Origin of the sequence: Clostridium sp. OM05-9, from assembly GCF_003481465.1 — a bacterium.
Lineage (GTDB): Bacteria > Bacillota > Clostridia > Lachnospirales > Lachnospiraceae > Coprococcus > Coprococcus ammoniilyticus.
The window spans coordinates 7,501-25,285 of sequence record NZ_QULF01000006.1 but is presented as its reverse complement, the minus strand read 5'-3'; the positions used below and the strand labels follow the sequence as shown (position 1 = coordinate 25,285).

The window sequence follows — 17,785 nt, the reverse complement described above, 5'->3', positions numbered from 1 at the left end:
CTAATGCTTTTTTAGATGTTTATTCCTCAGAAGATAATTCTTCCCATTGTTCATACATCGTGTTCAATTCTTCTTCTACAGAATTTCGTTCTTTTGTAAGATCATTTAACAGTGCAACATTTGTTGCATTTTCAGGAACCAGAAATTCTTCATCAATTTCAGCCAGACGGTTTTCAAGCTGTTCAATCTTGTCTTCCAGCTTTTTCAGATCATTTGCTTTTTTCCGAAGTCTTGCCTGTTCGGCTTTGCTTTCCTTCCAAGAGAGCTTTGCCTGGGATTCTGTCTGTTTTTCCTGAGAGACAGTATCAGATACTGGTGCAAATGCCTGCTTTCCGGTGGAAGCCGGCTGGGCTCTGTGGCTTTCGTAGTAATCATAGTTTCCAATATAATTGGTTAACTGCTTATCCTTTAATTCGATGATCCTTGTTGCTGTTTGATTGATAAAATATCGATCATGGGATACATAAAGGACTGTTCCGGTATAGTTCCGTATCGCTTCTTCAAGGATCTCCTTGGATGTGATATCCAGATGGTTGGTCGGCTCATCGAGAATCAGGAAGTTTGCAGATGAGAGCATCATTTTGGCAAGGGATACACGCCCTTTTTCGCCCCCGCTCAAGTCTGCGATCCGTTTGAACACATCCTCTCCGGTAAACAGAAAGGCGGCAAGAACGTTTCGGATCCTGGTATTGGTCAGGTCGGGATAGGCGTTGCTGATCTCGTCAAATACCGTATTGTTCATATTCAGGACCTGATGCTCCTGATCGTAGTAACCGATCTTGACACGGGAGCCTAAGATGACAGTTCCGGCATCCTTTGGAACAAGCTTGTTGATGATCTTTAAGATCGTAGTCTTACCGGTTCCGTTTCCGCCGATCAGGGCGACATGCTCACCACGTTTGATCTCCATATTCAGATCGGAAAACAGATTATACTGTTCAAAGGCTTTGGACAGCCCTTCGATCGTAAGTACATCTTCACCGCTGATAACGGATGGTTCCAGCGTCAGCCGCATTTCACTGTTTAATTCGGTTGGCTTGTCCAGACGTTCCACACGGTCTAACATTTTTTCACGGCTTTCTGCCCGTTTGATCGATTTTTCACGATTGAACTGCTTTAATTTTGTGATAACTTTTTCCTGATGCTTGATATCTGCCTGCTGGTTTAAGTAGGCTTTCATCATATTTGTCCGGATCTCGGCGCGCTTTTGAGAGAAGTAGGTGTAGTTTCCGTTATATACGGTGCTGTGTCCACGATCAAGTTCTACGACCTTTGTTACGATCTTATCCAGAAAGTAACGGTCATGGGAGACAAGAATCACACTTCCCTGATAGCCGGTTAGAAAGGTTTCAAGCCAACTGATCGAATCCATATCCAGATGGTTGGTCGGCTCATCCAAGATGATGATATCCGGTTTTGTAAGAAGAAGTCTGCCGAGTGAAAGCCGGGTTTTTTGTCCGCCCGATAAGGTATCGGTATGACGGTCGAAATCTTCTTTGGAGAAGCCGAGACCTTTTAATACTCCGGTGATCTCACTTTCGTAGGCATATCCGTTTTTATATTCAAATTCATGTGTATAGCGGTTATAGGTTGAGAGGGCGGCTTTCAGTTCGTCGCCGGTCAGTGTTGTCATATCCTGTTCCAGTTTGCGGATCTTATCCTGAAGCTCGATCACAGGCTTCATGGCATCCTCCATCACGCCGTATACCGTATCGTCATAGAAAATATCCTGATGCTGGGAGAGGTAACCAATCGTACGGTCTTTTGATAAAACAATCTGTCCGGAATCTGCTTCTTCTTCCTGCATAATGATCTTTAATAATGTTGTTTTGCCTGCACCATTGATACCAACGATCGCCATTTTTTCCTTATCTTCAAGATGAAAGGATACATTGTCGAGAATTACGTTGGTTCCGAATGCTTTACTTATATTTTGACAATCGAGAATCATAAGATTCCTCCTTATTTTCTTATATCATGTCAGATCTCATAACATTATATCGGTGTGTCAGGAAATAAGCAATATCCATTGAAATAGAATTTTAATAAAAAGGGAATATTTTCACATAAAATTTAGAAAAAGGTTATGTCATAAAAATTGACTGACAAGGGAATAAAATGGTATCATAATAGTGTATTTTTGTGCGCTTTTTACGGGTGAAAGTTATTTGAAAAGCAGGTGGTTATATGGAACGTAATAATGAGTCTCTGGCACTGATCAGTGACAAAGATATTCAGGAATTGAATGATATAAGAACGAAGCTGGAACAGACGTTGATGACGAAGCTCAGAAATGCCGGAATCTATTTTCACAGTATGTCGAGAGTGAAGACATTGACGTCATTACAGCGTAAGTTAGATACAGGGAAATATGGCACAGGAAAAGATGATAAAAAGATTCAGGATCTGATCGGTATCCGTATTAATTTATTTTATACAGAAGATATCAGGATTAGTGAAGCACTGCTCGAAGACACCTTTATGGTAGATAATTGGTCAAAGACAGCATGGGAAGAGAACCGGTTTGAAGCCCAGAAGTGCAATGGTGTATTTAAGATCCCAAGCAAATATCTGATCAACATATCCGATCAGTTGTGGGAGCAGCCATTTGACCGGACCTTTGAGGTTCAGCTCAGAACGGTTCTGTTTGAGGGCTGGCATGAGATCGAGCATGAGATGCGGTACAAGTATAAAATGGATGAAGGCTTTGATGATAACAGAAGCAGTTTGTGGGATGGACAGGAAAAGGATGCCCGCATGATGAACAGCATCATCGCAAACCTAGAGCTGTGCGACTGGTCAATCGTGCAGATCTTCGATAATCTGGCAAGAGATCAGTATATCAAGAAAAACTGGGAAAATGCGATCCGAAGCAAATACCGGTTAAAGATCACACAGGATAAGATTAAGCCTGAGGTTCGTGCATATTTTGATGAACATCCGGAGGTCGTAGAGAAGTTCTGGGCGGTATCCAAGCAGCAGCTTGTAAATATTCTGCTGAATAAAAAATATCAGAAGGTATTGTCGCCGAATAGGGTAATCTACCTCATTAATAAAGAAGTGGTAAATGACGAATTCATATCAGCACAGCTTGACAGAGAACAGTTCGGCAGGGTGTTGAACAAAGAGATCAAGCAGGAGATCCGGCCGCTGGTATCGGATCTGGTATTTGACCAGACGATACGGATACGGGATGACGGATTTGACCGGGCAAGTGAGATCATATACGAATGGGCGTACCAGCATATCTCCCTGATATTCGGACAGATGCCAAAAAAAATGGAGTCTGTTTCTTATGAAGTGATGGGGTATAAGTTAAAGGTTGTTGCAGAGAAGGAATATTTTCTAATGGATATGCAGACGATCAGCAATGAAGAAGCCGGTATGATCTGGCATGTGGTTGCAGAACTCCGAAAAGAAAGCGATGGATTGTATCTGACCTGCCGTCATATCTGTGAGAATATCTATTCCAGAGAGCGCCGGTATAATCGACCGAAGTTTATGCGGGATATATTTAATCAGGTCGGATTCCTGGATGCGGGTGTATTTATGGATGAAGACACCGAAGCGGTTCCGATATCCGCGGACCAGCTTAAAAATCTTCTTTCGCATGATGGTAGAAGCCTTCCGGTGATCCTTGTAGATAAGCCGGAGCAGATTCCGGATTGGGCGCAGGATTTTGACGGATATACGATCAATGCAGAGGTTCTCTGTAAATCATTAGCTGGTATCTGTCATGTGTTCCTGGGAGATGAGAGCTGCATCAGCCGGATGCAGGAGATCTATGGAAATGAAAGTATTGATGGTGCAGTGTTCTACTGGGGCAGAGACGACGAAAGCCCTACGATATTTACACAGGAAGCTATTCGCAAAGCCTGTTTTGAGGAGGTAAATCACAGCGTCGATGAAGACGAGGAATACGAGAAAGCTTTCCGATATCGACTGCGAGAACTGGTCTGTCAGGAATTCCATTAAAAACCGGGTTGCAAAGATCAGAAAATGGATGTATGATTTGAGCGGAACAAATTTGAATGAAGTGGAGACAATATACAAATGGAAATCAGAGATATAAATGAAATACGGTCAGCGATCAAGTACATGGATTACAAGCCTGTAATGCTGGCAAAGTTTTATGATATTAAGAGCTTATTGTTCAAGGAGATCTTAGAGAACGAAGACTATTACAAGGTTGCAAGCATATTACCGAATCCGGGAAATGACAACAAGATTGTAAAATGTGTCAACATTCTGGATAAGAAATATATGGCAGGACGTGAAGTTGTAGACTGCACGAAGACACCGGGAGCAATACCGGCCGAAGCAGCAGAGGTTCTGAAAAGCATTCGTGCGACAGAAGATCCTGTATCCGTAAAGCTTTCCTTCGGTAAAGAAATGAAAGCTGAGATATATATGAATATTCCAAGAGGTAACAGCCTTACGATCTCAGATATGACGATCACACCGGAGACAGAGCTCACAGTGATGAATCTGTATAATACATATTATACAGAGGGCTTTACACTTGCACTTCACTTTGATGAGTTTGCAGTTGCGATCGAGCCATCTGCTTTAGACGGAATCAAGGGTCAGGGTGATGTATTTGTCTATGCGATGACGAAGAATGCCATTTATAAAGATTTTGGAAACAGATATTTTGATGTAGATGCGATCCTGAAATATTACAGAGGATAGAAAAAGCTGCGGAGCGAGGAGCTTTGCAGACAGAGACAAAAAGAGAGCTGGAACCGTGGTTGGCAACAGCTCTTTTTATTTACGCGGGTGATGTTCCTGTGAATAAGTTTGCAAAGTGCGTTTAAGCCCGTGTTGGCTGTTTATATGGAGGAATAAATGCTTTGAAGAATAAACTTGCATTATTATCAGGTATATTGTGTATCGGTCTGGTAATTGCGTTTATCTTTTATACCGGAAAGGATAATCAGAAAAAGGAAGGGTATACGACGGCCGGATTTGCCATGGGAACCGCAGTTACGGTATCGGTCTATTCGGATCAGGGCAGACAGGATGCGGATGCAGTGATCGACTGCGTAAGCAGACTGGAGCGTGAACAGATCTCATGGCGGATAGAAGGCTCAGAGGTATACCGTGTGAATCATGAATATAAGGCAGGAGAGCCTTATGAGATAAGCTATGACCTGGCATATGCGGTCTTACAGGAAAAGGAGGTAAGCGAAGCGGGGGATGATCTGCTGGCACTCACGATCCGTCCGTTAGCGTCCTGCTGGGGTATCGAAGATGGGAAGAAAGAAGTACCGGAGACTCAGAAGATAGAAGAAGCCTGTTCGGTAGTTAACGATTCGAAAGTGCATATCGTAGATGAACAGGGAAAAGAGCTGACACAGGTAAGTGAGCTTTCAGAGGATGGAACATGGTATGTGTTGTTTGATGAAACAGGCTTAAGCCTTGATTTCGGTGCGATGGGAAAAGGCATTGCCTGTGACCGGGTGGCAGAAAGCCTTGAAGAAAATCAGGCGGAAGGCGCTTGCGTGGCGGTCGGCGGCAGTGTTTTATGCTACGGCGCAAAGCCGGATGGTTCCGGTTTCCGGATCGGTATTCGTGACCCGAGAGGAAATGAAAATGATATGATGGGAACCGTAGAAGTCCGGTCAGACAGGCATCCAGTCTATATATCAACATCCGGAGATTATGAGAAGTATTTTATTCAGGATGGAAAAAGATATCATCATATCTTAAATCCAAAGACCGGATACCCGGCAGACACTGGGACGATATCAGCGACAGTGATCTGTGAAAGTGGTGCATTAAGTGATGCCTTATCAACGATGTGTATTCTGCTTCCGGCGGATCAGGCACTTAAGCTTGTAAAAAGCTTTGACGCAGATGTGATCCTGATCGATAAGGATAAGAATATATATATGACCGAGCAGGCAGGAAAACAGTTCACGATAGCAAATGGAGACTATAAAGTAAAATGATAAAAAAAAGAGACATCATTCTGGCACTTGGACTGATTCTTTTAGGAATCGTCTGCTATGGAGTTATCCGGCTGGGTCAGAAAAAAGGCAGTCAGGTTATTATATATGAAGACCAGAAAGAGATTGGAAGATATGATCTGAATACAGATGCCACGAAAGAGATTCAGACCGCAAAAGGAATAAATATTCTGGAAATAAAGAATGGAATGGCATATGTAACAGAAGCAGACTGTCCGGATCAGGTATGTATCCGTATGGGGAAGATATCGAAGACCGGAGAGAATATCGTCTGCCTGCCGCATAAGCTGGTGATTCAGGTGGAAGGTGATGTTGGACAAGAATCAGAATATGATAATCGGTAAGATTCGTTCATAGTATAGCAGGAAAGGTATAATAGAAAGAAAAGATGGGCCAGAAACAAAAAACTTCCCAAAAAAAATCCACAAATAGAAAGGAACAGAAAAAGACGCACAACAGCGCAGGAACAATAGCACAGCTTGGAATGTTTATTGCGGTTGCAATGGTGTTTTCATATATCGAATCCTTTATCCGGATCGATATCGCGGTACCGGGAATCAAGCTCGGACTTGCCAATATTGTAACTATTGTAGTGCTGTGCAAGCTTGGACTTGCGGATGCGGTTTTGGTATCCGTGCTCCGTATCTTCCTGTCGTCTTTATTATTTGGCAATTTTACCGTTATGATATACAGTCTTGCCGGAGCAGCAGTCAGCATGCTGTTTATGTGGATCTCTGTTAAGATTGGTTTTTTTTCAACAACGGGAACGAGTATTCTTGGAGGTGTCGGACATAATGTTGGTCAACTTATCGTTGCATATCTGGTGATAAAGAACCAAAATATCCTGATATATGCTCCGGTTTTACTGGTCTCTGGAACGATCACGGGAGTTCTGATCGGTCTTGCGGCAGCATTTGTCATGCGGGCGGTTGGCGGCCAGATTGGCAAGTTTTAGGGTTGTTTTTGACCCTGTGAAGTATTATTATATGATTAGTTTTTCTCGATAACAGAGAATGAATTGATAAGAATAACGAGAGAAAGAGGTATGCAGATGGGTTTATTAACTTTTTCGGGTGGTATTCATCCATATGAAGGCAAAGATCTAACAAAAGACAAGCCTGTCAGAGAATATCTTCCAAAGGGAGAGTGTGTTTATCCGCTCAGTCAGCATATAGGTGCACCGGCTGTTCCGATCGTAAAGCGTGGCGACCGTGTACTGGTAGGACAGAAGATTGCAGAGGCGGGAGGATTTGTTTCGGCAAATATCCATTCTTCAATCTCAGGAACGGTAAAAATGATCGAACCGAGGATGACAAGTGGCGGTAATAAAGTAAATTCAATCGTAATAGAAAATGACGGTTTATTTGAGACGGTTGATTTCTCAGAGAATGTGCGAGATCTCTCCACACTTTACAGAGAAGATATCAAGGATATGATCAAGGAGGCAGGTATCGTTGGAATGGGCGGTGCAGGTTTTCCGTCTCATGTAAAGCTGTCACCGAGAAATGAAGATGATATCGAATATATCATTGTAAACGGTGCGGAGTGTGAACCGTATCTGACTTCTGATTACAGAAGAATGTTAGAGGAGACAGATAAGCTGATCCTTGGACTTCAGATCTGTGTAAATCTGTTTGATAAGGCAAAGGGAATTATCGCGATTGAAGACAATAAGCCGGAAGCAATTGCAAAGATCTCAGAGCATCTGGCTGATAACGATAAGATCGAGGTAAAAGTTTTAAAGACAAAATATCCACAGGGTGCGGAACGTCAGTTGATTTATGCAACGACAGGAAGATATGTGAATTCCAAGATGCTTCCTGCAGATGCGGGCTGTATCGTACATAATGCAGATACGATTGTTTCCATCTATGAAGCGGTGATCGAGGGTAAGCCACTGTACACCAGAATCGTAACGGTTACAGGTGATGCTATCGTTAATCCATGTAATCTGCTGGTTCGTAATGGTACAAGCTGTCGGGAGATCATAGAAGCGGCAGGCGGTTTTAAGGATGGCAAGCTGCCGGAGAAGATCATTGCAGGTGGACCTATGATGGGTAAAGCGATGTTCTCGCTCGATGTTCCGGCAGTAAAAGGTCTGTCAGCACTTCTTTGTATGACACATGATGAGGTTCAGGACTGGGAGCCATCTGCATGTATCCGTTGCGGAAGATGCGTGGATGTCTGTCCGGGAAGAATTATTCCGTCAGATCTTGCAAAATATGCAGAACATGGCAATATAGATGCATTCTTAAAGCATGATGGCATGGAATGTTGTGAGTGTGGCTGTTGTTCTTATGTATGTCCAGCCAAGAGACATTTGACACAGACAATAGCCGGAACCAGAAAGAGTATTCTGGCAAGTAAGAAGAAGTAGGAGGTGGAGACATGGAAGAAACAACATTGAGGATTTCTGCATCTCCGCACGTCAGAGATCAGAAAACGACATCATCCCTGATGCTGGACGTGATCATTGCATTACTGCCGGCGAGTGTGTTTGGTGTATATAATTTTGGAACAAAAGCATTTGTGCTGATCTTAACCTGTATAGCATCTTGTATTTTTTTTGAATGGGGCGTGGAAATGCTCCTGCACAGAAACAGTACAGTAAAAGATTTCAGTGCAGTCGTAACAGGCCTGCTTCTGGCATTGAATCTTTCGCCGGAGGTTCCTGTATGGATGGCGATACTCGGAAGCGCATTTGCCATTATTATAGTAAAACAGTTATTTGGCGGTCTGGGTCAGAACTTTATGAATCCGGCACTTGGAGCCAGATGCTTCCTGTTAATATCATTTGCGGGAAAGATGACTACATTTACATATGATGGAGTTACAACAGCGACCCCGCTTGCGATTTTAAAGAGTGGCGGAACAGTAGATGTATTAGATATGTTTATCGGAAGAATTGCAGGTACGATCGGTGAGACATCTGCGATCTGTCTGTTGATCGGTGGTTTATATCTGATTATTCGTAAGGTGATCAGCCCGATCATCCCGCTGGTTTATATCGGAACATTCTCCGTATTTATATTCCTGTACTCCCTTGCATCCGGCATGGGCTTTGAGCCATTATATCTGGCAGCGCACCTTTGTGGTGGTGGTCTGATGTTAGGTGCTTTCTTTATGGCGACCGACTATGTAACATCACCTATTACGAAGAAGGGCAAGGTTGTATTTGGTATTATCCTCGGACTTCTGACCTTCCTGTTCCGAATCTATGGCGGATCAGCAGAAGGTGTATCCTATGCGATCATTATTTCGAACCTTCTCGTTCCATTGATCGAACGGTTTACACAGCCGAAGTCATTTGGTAAGGGCGCTGAGCTTCAGAAGGAAGAAGGCGGCTCGGCAGCAGACGGCAAGAAGATGGATAAGAAATCAATTGTCATCGCAACGGTAGCGATCCTTGTCATTACACTTGTTGCCGGCGGTGTGCTTGCATATGTACAGCAGATCACAAAGAAGCCGATCGAGCAGGCGGAACAGCAGGCAAAGGAGGACGCATACCGGGAAGTATTTACAGATGCGGATGCCTTCCGGACGGTAGATGGCTTCGACAGTGAGACTGCATCTGCATGGCTTTCGGATAAAGGCTATAAGGCAGATATAGATGAGGCAGTAACTGCTTGTGACAAAGATGGAAATGCACTTGGTTATGTATTTGTTATTACATCCCATGAGGCATATGGCGGAGATCTTCAGCTTGCTCTTGGTGTAGCAGAGGATGGAACTACAAATGGTATCTCCTTCCTGTCATTAAGTGAGACAGCAGGTCTTGGTATGCAGGCAGATACAGATGAGTTCAAATCACAGTTTGCAGGCAAGAATGTAGCACAGTTTAAATATACAAAATCCGGTGCGGCATCGGATGAGGAGATTGATGCATTAAGTGGTGCGACGATCACGACAAATGCAGTCACGAATGCAGTAAATGCGGGACTTTCCTATGCAGATTATCTGAAAGGAGGAGCAAACTAATGGGTAAATGTACAGAACGTTTATACAATGGTATCGTGAAAGAAAATCCAACCTTCGTACAGATGCTTGGTATGTGTCCGACACTTGCGGTTACATCATCAGCGATCAACGGAGCAGGTATGGGACTTTCTACAACCTGTATTCTGGTGTTGAGCAATGCGTTTATCTCACTGCTTCGTAAAGTGATACCGGATAAGGTCAGAATACCATCTTATATTGTTATCATTGCTTCCTTTGTAACGGTTATTCAGTTTTTAATGCAGGCATACCTGCCGTCCTTAAATGACAGCCTTGGAATCTATATTCCACTGATCGTAGTAAACTGTATTATTCTTGGACGTGCAGAGAGTTACGCTTCGAAGAATAAAGTTCTTCCGTCAATCTTTGACGGACTTGGAATGGGACTTGGCTTTACGATCGGTCTTACCTTGATCGGTATGTTCCGTGAACTGATCGGAAAAGGCTGTGTATTCGGATTCCAGATCATTGGAGATGGTAACCTTCTTCAGAAGACATCAGGAGCAGGAAAAACAATCGGAGATGTGCTTGCAGCATATACGCCGATCACAATCTTTGTACTTGCACCGGGAGCATTCTTTGTACTTGCTTTTATTATTGCAACGATCAATAAGAGAAATGCGAAGAAGGCAGCAAAGGCACTTGCAATTGGAGAAGAGATCCCTGCAAGCTGTAAGCCGGAATCCTGTATGGGATGCGCAAACATCATGTGTGCAGGAAGAAAGGCTGCTATGCAGGATACTCAGGTTAATGTTCAGACAAATGCCGGCAAGGCATCCGCTGCACAGACTCCGGCAGCACCGGCACCACAACCGAAAAAAGTTGTGATCCCAGACAAGATAGCAAAGAAACCGGTAGAGCAGGAAAACGGACAACAAGTGCAGTCAGTACAATCAGTGCAGCAGCCGGTTCCAGAGCAACCAGCACCAGTCGTACAGCAGGCTGTTGCTCAGAGTACACTGCAGCCACAGATAGCAGCTTCATCAGAGACTACGACTACTCCGGTTTCACAGGAGCCACAAATACAGGTAGCACAGGTAGTACAACCAGAGCAGCAGCCGGTACAGGAAAAGCCAGCGTCAACCGTACAGCAGACTCCGGTTCAGGTGGCAAAAGAGATGTCTGACAGACCGAGAATCCATATTCCGGCGAATCTGAATAGAGTACCACATGCAGTTGTTCTCTCAGAGACAGACAATCCGGTTTCAGAGCCAGAGAAAGCGGAAGCAGTATCGGAAGAATCCGATATGGTTGACACATCAAAGCTTGTAAGACCAGATGTTGCAAGTGCAGATCAGGTAAACAAATATCAGGAATTTGATGAGAAACCGATAGATAAAAAGAATAAGAAAAGGGGAGGTAGAAAATAATGCATATTTTATTATTGGCAGTTGGAGCAGCCCTCGTAAATAATGTAATATTAAGCCAGTTCCTCGGACTGTGTCCTTTCCTTGGCGTATCAAAGAGTGTAAACACAGCAACCGGTATGGGCGGGGCAGTTATATTTGTAATGACGATCGCTTCAGCGGTAACGAGTATTGTTTATTATGGAATTCTTTCCCCGCTGGGATTAGATTATCTGAATACGATCGTGTTCATCCTGGTAATAGCGGCACTGGTACAGTTTGTAGAGATGTTCTTAAAGAAGAATATGAAGTCTTTATACGAGTCACTTGGAGTATACCTTCCCCTGATCACAACAAACTGTGCAGTTCTTGGTATCGCACTTTCAAATGTACAGAATGAATATACGATCCTTGAGAGTATAGTAAATGGTTTTGGTTCAGCAGTAGGTTTTGCGATCTCAATTACGATCCTTGCAGGTATCCGTGAGAAGTTGGAATATAGTGATATTCCGGAAGCATTTAAGGGTACTCCGATCGTTCTGATCACATCAGGTCTGATGGCAATAGCGTTCTTTGGCTTTGCCGGATTGATATAAGGAGGGATCGTTATGGATATTACAACAATTCTGATCGCTGTTGCTGTTGTAGCAGGCGTTGGTGTCATTATTGGTATTCTGCTCGGTGTAGCTGGTGAAAAGTTTAAAGTTCCGGTAGATGAAAAGGCTGTTATGGTGCGGGAGCTTCTTCCCGGAAATAACTGTGGTGGATGTGGATATCCCGGCTGTGATGGTCTTGCAGCAGCCATTGCAAAGGGTGAGATGCCGCCATCTGCATGTCCTGTTGGAGGTGCAGCCGTTGCAGAGGCAATCAGTGCAGCACTCGGCGTAGAGAATACAGCAAGCACTAAGTATGTAGCCTTTGTCAAATGCGCAGGTGACTGTGAGAAGGCAAAGGATGTCTATGACTATGTTGGACCAAAGACCTGTGTTCTTGCACAAAACAGCCCAAATAACGGGCCAAAGGGCTGTACATATGGCTGTACAGGATATGGTTCCTGCAAGGCAGTCTGTGAATTCGGTGCGATTGATATTATAGATGGCATTGCAGTTGTAAATGAGGAAAAATGTAAAGCGTGCGGAAAGTGTGTAGATGTCTGTCCAAGACATCTGATCGAGCTGGTTCCATACGATGCCCCTCATCGTGTCAGATGTAATTCAAAGGAAAAAGGAAAAGAAGTAAAGGCAGTATGTTCAGCAGGGTGTATCGGCTGTTCACTCTGCGTCAGATCCTGTGAATTTGATGCGGTATCGGTAGATCAGAACCTTGCACACATTGATTATGATAAATGTACCCATTGTGGCGCATGTGCCAGAAAGTGTCCGGTCAAGATCATAAGCTGATCAATGTGATCGGATTCAGAATCTGACTGCTGTGACTGATTCATAGGCAGATCGGTGAAACCGATAATTTATATGTCTAAATATATTCTCTGCTTCATATTATGATACGGAAGGTGGATTTTGTTGAAAAGGGAATATAGATGAGATTTTGTGAATTAAAAGAAAAAGAAGTAATAAACTGCAAGGACTGCCAGCGGCTTGGCTTTGTTGCAGATATTGAATTTGATCCCTGCTCCGGAAGAATTGAGGCGATAATTGTTCCAGAGCAGGGAAAAATTTTCTGGTGCTTTGGATCTTGCGAGGAGTATCGCATTGATTTCTGTAATGTAGTAAAGATCGGGCCGGATATTATTTTAGTTGACATTCCACCCCGAATATGTAAAAGTTAGTAGCAGAGAAAATAGAGGGGATAAAATAATTTTCCCTGATTTACGGAGGCAAAAACATGAGATGTCCATTTTGTTATGTTGATGATACAAGAGTTATAGATTCCAGACCGGCGGATGACGGTTGTTCGATTCGAAGAAGAAGACAGTGCGATGCCTGTGGCAGACGTTTTACGACGTATGAAAAGGTTGAGACGATCCCGCTTATCGTAATCAAAAAGGATAAGAACAGAGAGACTTATGACAGAAAGAAGATCGAATCCGGTATCATAAGATCTTGTCATAAAAGACCGGTATCTGCGGAACAGATATCCAAGTGTATCGATGATATCGAGAATGAAATCTTTAATCTGGAGGCAAAAGAAGTAGAGAGTACAACAATCGGTGAGATCGTTATGGATAAGATCAAGGATCTGGATCAGGTAGCTTATGTAAGATTTGCTTCTGTATACAGAGAGTTCAAAGATGTGAATACATTTATGAATGAGCTGAGTAAGTTATTATCTGCAAATTCTGACAAGAAATAGACGGGAACAATCATGGTAGATTCATATAACACAATACTGACACCGGGCATCGATGAGATCGTTGAGAAGAAATCCAGATTTATCGGTTATGCACAGCCGGTTTCTTCAGAAGAAGAAGCATATGCGTTTGTAGAAAGTGTCAAGAAAAAACATTATGATGCACGACACAATTGTCATGCATTTGCAATCGGAAAAGAGAATACCCTTTATCGTTTTTCAGATGACGGAGAACCGCAGGGAACAGCTGGAAAACCGATATTAGAAGTGATATCGGGAAATCAGGTAACAGATATTTGTATTGTGGTTACAAGATATTTCGGTGGTACTCTGCTTGGAACAGGAGGGCTTGTCCGGGCATACACAGAAGCCGCTAAGCTTGCCCTTGCAGATGCCGGCATTCACCAGATGCAGCGCATGAAGCTTATGGATATCACCTGCTCCTATAATGATTCCGGCAAAGTACAGTATCTCTTATCAACAAATGAGATCAGCATAGAGAATACAGAATATGGCGCAGATGTAACCTTCCATACAGCAGTCCCTGTCTCCGATGTATCTATGATCGAAAAGAAGATTACAGAAGCAACAGCAGCCCGCGCTGTAATCGACGAAAATGGCGAGAAATTCGTATAGATGGGACTCACTCTTTACGCAAATTATTTTATAATAATAAAAGATAAGCTTGTCTGTAGCGTCATATAGCGTCACAGGCAAGCTTATTTTTGTTTTCCCTAAAAAAAGGTCGGCGGAAAGAGGTAGGACAGATATCGCAGGATCGGCGCATAATCCTCCAGATGCAGGAAGATCGGCGAGAAGATCAAAGTGCAGATCACAAGAACCGGCAGAGCCGATACAAACCGCTTATAATGTCGGAAGATGAGCAGACAGATAAAAGTGAACAGCAGACACAGCAGTACATATCCGGACATCTTTAACAGAAATGGCAAGATGGCTTCCGGCTGCTCATATAAGTAGAGCGTAACCACACTGATCAGCCATACCGGTGTTATATTAGCAAGAATACCGGTCAGACAGAAACGCAGTCTTTTCCGTTTGGATACTCTGTCATAGATGTGGTCATCCTGATCCTTCAAATAGACCAGCAAACCGACCAGAGAAGATAAGAACAGAAGAAAACCGGTAAATGCATGAACCGGGAACAAATCTACGCTGTCGGTTGTTCCATGGTAGGCTCCTGTATTATTGACAGATAACCGGAAGACAGAATCACTGTTCATATAATTTCTGTATTGATTTTCCAGATATGACTGGAAAGAACTCCGATAAAAGTCTTTTGTGGCAGAATTCGATGCCAGATAGTTGGCAGCAATAGCCGGCGAGAAAGCATCCAACAGCCGGTCGAATAATGTTTCGGAAAAGATTGTCTGGAACATCGAAGATGGGGAAGTGTATAAGCGAATGTGGCAGTTCTTGATATCATGTATAAATGCGTCAGAAAATCCATTGTCAAACGCAAATCCACAGTCATACCGCCCGGATGCAACCTGATCCTTTAATTCCTCCATAGAACTGCATTTCTCGAAAGTAAAGCAGTCCTGATGTCCGGAGAGCTCCTGCTCCACCTGTGCCAGGTAACTGTTTGATTCTTCCATATAATATCCACAGATGAATACCGTGCTTTTTTCTTCCACCGGCAGATTTTTTATATAGAATGCCGTGAACGGAATGATCAGCAGCAGAAGAAGATTGATGAATTTTTTTGAAGTCCGTTTTAACAGGATTCTGTATTGACGTAACAGCATAAGCAGTTGTCCTTTCATCGATTAATGGTAAAAGCCATTACATAAGTGGTTTAACAGTTGATAATACGGGGTATGTTCAGCAAAATTCTGGATGAAGTCAGGCAGAAGTCTGACCGGAACAATACCGCCTCCGATATAAGCCAGTAAGAAAGCTGTCAAAAATAACAGCAGGCATGCCCCGGAATATCCGGTTGGCAGATACCCGATCAGCAGGATAACGAATCCGATAAACAGGATCGCGAGTATTCCGGCAAAGAATCCCGATATATGAAACTGCAAAGGGGCAAAATGACCGATCGTGCCTCCGGTCATACAGCTAAAGAACAGTATCGTATAGATCATAAATAATGTGATCGTAAGTGTCAGATACTGACTGATTATAATATGCGCTCCGGTGATTCCGTGAAGCTTCAGACGAAGACGTAATGTATCAGAATTTCCTTTTATAAAAGATAAAAAGACGATTCCGCTGAAGAACAGCAGAAGCAGCAGCCCGGATACTATATAATACTGATAAGGGGTATAAGCTCCGGTAAGCTGTAAGTCTTCTCTGATATAAAGCTCTGTTCTGGATAAAACATAATCCATGTAGAGATTATCGGCATCCGTTGCAATTTGATCCAGTGCAGTATCCGGGAGCCCCATTTGATATGCTCCCTGATAAATGATCGTAGTTGCAGCCTGTGCAGTAGCAAGCATTGATGAGGTGGATTTGAACACCTCATTTAGGGTGTATGTCTCTAAAGTACCATCCTGTTTATAAATGACCGTGATCGGATTGTCTTCTCCGTATATAATGCTGTTGATGATATTATCAGGAATGATGATCAGCGCCTTGATCTGGTCGTTTGCAAGCATCTGTCTGCCGTGATCTTCGGAAGCTATCTCGATGAAATGGCAGGTAGCCCGGTAGCTGTCCATTTCACTTACCATAGAATATGCCATCTTGGCATAAGGAGAAGATGCATCGGCAACCAGCCCGACATTGACCGGTTCGATGGTCTGCTCATTATATAATAACCGGTTCGACAGCAGAACGACGACAGAGAGTCCGACCGCCAGAATGAGAGTGATCAGGACAAGCGGAAGAAACCGCTGCTTTATTCTTTTAAGGTCTGTTAGAAATAATCGAAAAAACATAAGAACATTCACATCCAATCTGAATCAGGCACGAAGCATGGCTGCGTAATCTGCACCATTTGCTTCCTGTAGTAAACCATCCTTTAATATATAGATGCGATTACAGATGGAGAGCGCATCTTCTTCATGTGTTGCAACGATAATGCTGCCTCCATTACCGGTATATTCCTTCAGATAGTCCAGAATTCCTTTTTTACAGAGAAGATCTAACGCAGCAAGTGGTTCATCCAGTAATAAAAGATCCGGTCGCTCCAGCATACAGATAGCAAGGCTCAGACGTTTCTTCATACCACCGGACATTGTACTTACCTTCTGATGAAGAAAAGCATCTACACCGAGTTTTTTTAAGATAGAGAGGCTGTAGGTGCTGTTTAGCTCGGCAGATCTGCCGGAGTACCAGAGCTTCAGATTATCCAGACCGGACAGCTCCGGAATCAGTGGATTTTCCTGTGGAAGAAAACTGACCGTATTATCCGGTTCGTCAAAAGAATAAGTGCCATGATCCTGTCGGAGTCCGCCGGACAGAATACCAAGCAGCGTTGATTTTCCGGAACCGTTGATTCCCAGAAGCCCGATACATTCACCGGGTGCAACTTGCAGGGAGATATGATTTAGTACCATTTTCTTTTTATAATTTTTTCCAATATCATTTACAGTAAACATATTAATAATCCTCTTCAATAACCTGAAAATCCAGATAGTCGAATTCAATCGCTTCCACGAAATTATCATGATTGAAACGTGTTCTTGCGTGGAGAATAAAATCATTTTGATTTTTCTTCAGCCAGATCGGTTTTGCAAGATCAAATTTATAGCACATTTCCTCTAATGCTTTGTATACCTTTTTTGTTCGTGTCAAAGACGCATCATCTATACAGACAACCGTATCCTTTATCAGCCGGTTATCCTTCATTATTTTACCCCATACTCGGAACATAAGTTAAAACCTCAATTTCTATATAATATATGTAAAAATATTGCATACCACAAAAATCATTCTGTAATCTGTCATAAAAAACTGTATTTCAATTTCCATATGAAGTCAAGCATAAATAAATGTAAGTTGTTCAAAATTTTTATACACGAAAAACACATTTCTTCTACATGGAAAACACACTTCTTACACAATTACAGATTATAGTATAACCTGTAAATAAGAAAGAGAGCAGTAAACAAAAGAAAGCTGCTGTTACATAGAAAGAAAGGATGATTGATTATGGATGAGAATTTTAGAGAAGAACAGGATCGTCAGTTC

Annotated in this window: 18 protein-coding genes and 2 pseudogenes (1 of these 20 cut by a window edge); 15 read left to right on the top strand and 5 right to left on the bottom strand. The window is 42.9% G+C overall.

The features are described 5' to 3' along the window. Positions 1-19 precede the first annotated feature (19 nt). A complete protein-coding gene (locus tag DXB77_RS10585; protein WP_118663201.1) occupies positions 20-1,951 on the bottom strand; it encodes an ABC-F family ATP-binding cassette domain-containing protein in 1,932 nt (643 codons plus the stop codon). 236 nt (positions 1,952-2,187) lie between these two features. On the opposite strand from DXB77_RS10585, the gene DXB77_RS10580 reads away from it, so the two are divergent. From DXB77_RS10580 to DXB77_RS10520, 14 genes and pseudogenes are all read left to right on the top strand, one after another. Continuing rightward, the gene (locus DXB77_RS10580) at positions 2,188-3,975 is read left to right on the top strand and encodes a hypothetical protein (protein ID WP_117807421.1); all 1,788 of its coding nucleotides are present in this window, start codon (positions 2,188-2,190) and stop codon (positions 3,973-3,975) included. Positions 3,976-4,053: 78 nt separating this feature from the next. Continuing rightward, positions 4,054-4,692: a hypothetical protein gene (locus DXB77_RS10575; RefSeq protein ID WP_118663200.1), complete on the top strand. Its 639-nt coding sequence runs from the start codon at positions 4,054-4,056 to the stop codon at positions 4,690-4,692. Positions 4,693-4,853: 161 nt separating this feature from the next. Beyond that, positions 4,854-5,954, top strand: a complete 1,101-nt coding sequence (locus tag DXB77_RS10570; protein WP_118663199.1) for an FAD:protein FMN transferase — start codon at positions 4,854-4,856, stop codon at positions 5,952-5,954. Beyond that, the gene (locus tag DXB77_RS10565) at positions 5,951-6,316 is read left to right on the top strand and encodes a NusG domain II-containing protein (RefSeq protein ID WP_118663198.1); all 366 of its coding nucleotides are present in this window, start codon (positions 5,951-5,953) and stop codon (positions 6,314-6,316) included. The genes DXB77_RS10570 and DXB77_RS10565 overlap by 4 nt, the downstream gene beginning before the upstream one ends. 44 nt (positions 6,317-6,360) lie before the next feature. After that, on the top strand, positions 6,361-6,927 hold the full coding sequence (locus DXB77_RS10560; protein WP_118663197.1) for a Gx transporter family protein: 567 nt from the start codon (positions 6,361-6,363) through the stop codon (positions 6,925-6,927). A gap of 96 nt (positions 6,928-7,023) precedes the next feature. Beyond that, entirely contained in the window at positions 7,024-8,349 is a 1,326-nt protein-coding gene (rsxC, locus tag DXB77_RS10555) for an electron transport complex subunit RsxC (protein ID WP_117785399.1), read from the top strand. Between the two features lie 11 nt (positions 8,350-8,360). After that, positions 8,361-9,296 (top strand): annotated as a pseudogene (locus tag DXB77_RS13345) (RnfABCDGE type electron transport complex subunit D); the annotation flags it as partial. Positions 9,297-9,338: 42 nt separating this feature from the next. Further along, entirely contained in the window at positions 9,339-9,950 is a 612-nt protein-coding gene (locus tag DXB77_RS13340) for an RnfABCDGE type electron transport complex subunit G (protein WP_243100182.1), read from the top strand. After that, a pseudogene (locus tag DXB77_RS13335) lies at positions 9,950-10,606 on the top strand (electron transport complex subunit E); the annotation flags it as partial. The gene DXB77_RS13340 and the pseudogene DXB77_RS13335, both read left to right, overlap by 1 nt. 728 nt (positions 10,607-11,334) lie before the next feature. Beyond that, a complete protein-coding gene (locus DXB77_RS10540) occupies positions 11,335-11,910 on the top strand; it encodes an RnfABCDGE type electron transport complex subunit A (protein ID WP_117785396.1) in 576 nt (191 codons plus the stop codon). Between the two features lie 12 nt (positions 11,911-11,922). Further along, positions 11,923-12,714, top strand: coding sequence for an RnfABCDGE type electron transport complex subunit B (locus DXB77_RS10535; RefSeq protein ID WP_173783569.1), 792 nt, complete (start codon positions 11,923-11,925; stop codon positions 12,712-12,714). Positions 12,715-12,854: 140 nt separating this feature from the next. Continuing rightward, a complete protein-coding gene (locus DXB77_RS10530) occupies positions 12,855-13,103 on the top strand; it encodes a YlmC/YmxH family sporulation protein (RefSeq protein ID WP_117785395.1) in 249 nt (82 codons plus the stop codon). A 56-nt stretch (positions 13,104-13,159) separates the two neighbouring features. Beyond that, positions 13,160-13,627: a transcriptional regulator NrdR gene (nrdR, locus tag DXB77_RS10525; protein WP_021943105.1), complete on the top strand. Its 468-nt coding sequence runs from the start codon at positions 13,160-13,162 to the stop codon at positions 13,625-13,627. Positions 13,628-13,639: 12 nt separating this feature from the next. After that, entirely contained in the window at positions 13,640-14,260 is a 621-nt protein-coding gene (locus tag DXB77_RS10520; protein ID WP_118484466.1) for a YigZ family protein, read from the top strand. A 98-nt stretch (positions 14,261-14,358) separates the two neighbouring features. Here DXB77_RS10520 and DXB77_RS10515 read toward each other — a convergent pair whose 3' ends face one another. The 4 genes from DXB77_RS10515 to DXB77_RS10500 are packed head-to-tail and all read right to left on the bottom strand — an operon-like array spanning position 14,359 to position 17,467. Further along, positions 14,359-15,390: an ABC transporter permease gene (locus tag DXB77_RS10515; protein WP_182439478.1), complete on the bottom strand. Its 1,032-nt coding sequence runs from the start codon at positions 15,388-15,390 to the stop codon at positions 14,359-14,361. A gap of 21 nt (positions 15,391-15,411) precedes the next feature. Further along, a complete protein-coding gene (locus tag DXB77_RS10510) occupies positions 15,412-16,530 on the bottom strand; it encodes an ABC transporter permease (RefSeq protein WP_118484462.1) in 1,119 nt (372 codons plus the stop codon). Positions 16,531-16,554: 24 nt separating this feature from the next. After that, complete coding sequence (locus tag DXB77_RS10505) at positions 16,555-17,193, bottom strand: ATP-binding cassette domain-containing protein (RefSeq protein ID WP_117807431.1); 639 nt, start codon at positions 17,191-17,193, stop codon at positions 16,555-16,557. Between the two features lies 1 nt (position 17,194). Next, positions 17,195-17,467, bottom strand: a complete 273-nt coding sequence (locus DXB77_RS10500; protein WP_118484460.1) for a hypothetical protein — start codon at positions 17,465-17,467, stop codon at positions 17,195-17,197. A 279-nt stretch (positions 17,468-17,746) separates the two neighbouring features. On the opposite strand from DXB77_RS10500, the gene DXB77_RS10495 reads away from it, so the two are divergent. Next, positions 17,747-17,785, top strand: the start of a protein-coding gene (locus DXB77_RS10495; protein WP_243013737.1) for a trypsin-like peptidase domain-containing protein. The gene runs 1,671 nt beyond the window's last position; only the first 39 of its 1,710 coding nucleotides appear in the window; it begins with the start codon at positions 17,747-17,749; the stop codon falls past the right edge of the window.

Excerpts from the sequence above, each read along its gene's own strand:
- DXB77_RS10585 (WP_118663201.1), bottom strand. The coding sequence starts at position 1,951 with ATGATTCTCGATTGTCAAAATATAAGTAAAGCATTCGGAACCAACGTA.
- DXB77_RS10580 (WP_117807421.1), top strand. The coding sequence starts at position 2,188 with ATGGAACGTAATAATGAGTCTCTGGCACTGATCAGTGACAAAGATATT.
- DXB77_RS10575 (WP_118663200.1), top strand. The coding sequence starts at position 4,054 with ATGGAAATCAGAGATATAAATGAAATACGGTCAGCGATCAAGTACATG.
- DXB77_RS10565 (WP_118663198.1), top strand. The coding sequence starts at position 5,951 with ATGATAAAAAAAAGAGACATCATTCTGGCACTTGGACTGATTCTTTTA.
- DXB77_RS10560 (WP_118663197.1), top strand. The coding sequence starts at position 6,361 with ATGGGCCAGAAACAAAAAACTTCCCAAAAAAAATCCACAAATAGAAAG.
- rsxC (WP_117785399.1), top strand. The coding sequence starts at position 7,024 with ATGGGTTTATTAACTTTTTCGGGTGGTATTCATCCATATGAAGGCAAA.
- DXB77_RS13340 (WP_243100182.1), top strand. The coding sequence starts at position 9,339 with ATGGATAAGAAATCAATTGTCATCGCAACGGTAGCGATCCTTGTCATT.
- DXB77_RS10535 (WP_173783569.1), top strand. The coding sequence starts at position 11,923 with ATGGATATTACAACAATTCTGATCGCTGTTGCTGTTGTAGCAGGCGTT.
- DXB77_RS10530 (WP_117785395.1), top strand. The coding sequence starts at position 12,855 with ATGAGATTTTGTGAATTAAAAGAAAAAGAAGTAATAAACTGCAAGGAC.
- nrdR (WP_021943105.1), top strand. The coding sequence starts at position 13,160 with ATGAGATGTCCATTTTGTTATGTTGATGATACAAGAGTTATAGATTCC.
- DXB77_RS10520 (WP_118484466.1), top strand. The coding sequence starts at position 13,640 with ATGGTAGATTCATATAACACAATACTGACACCGGGCATCGATGAGATC.
- DXB77_RS10515 (WP_182439478.1), bottom strand. The coding sequence starts at position 15,390 with ATGCTGTTACGTCAATACAGAATCCTGTTAAAACGGACTTCAAAAAAA.
- DXB77_RS10510 (WP_118484462.1), bottom strand. The coding sequence starts at position 16,530 with ATGTTTTTTCGATTATTTCTAACAGACCTTAAAAGAATAAAGCAGCGG.
- DXB77_RS10505 (WP_117807431.1), bottom strand. The coding sequence starts at position 17,193 with ATGTTTACTGTAAATGATATTGGAAAAAATTATAAAAAGAAAATGGTA.
- DXB77_RS10500 (WP_118484460.1), bottom strand. The coding sequence starts at position 17,467 with ATGTTCCGAGTATGGGGTAAAATAATGAAGGATAACCGGCTGATAAAG.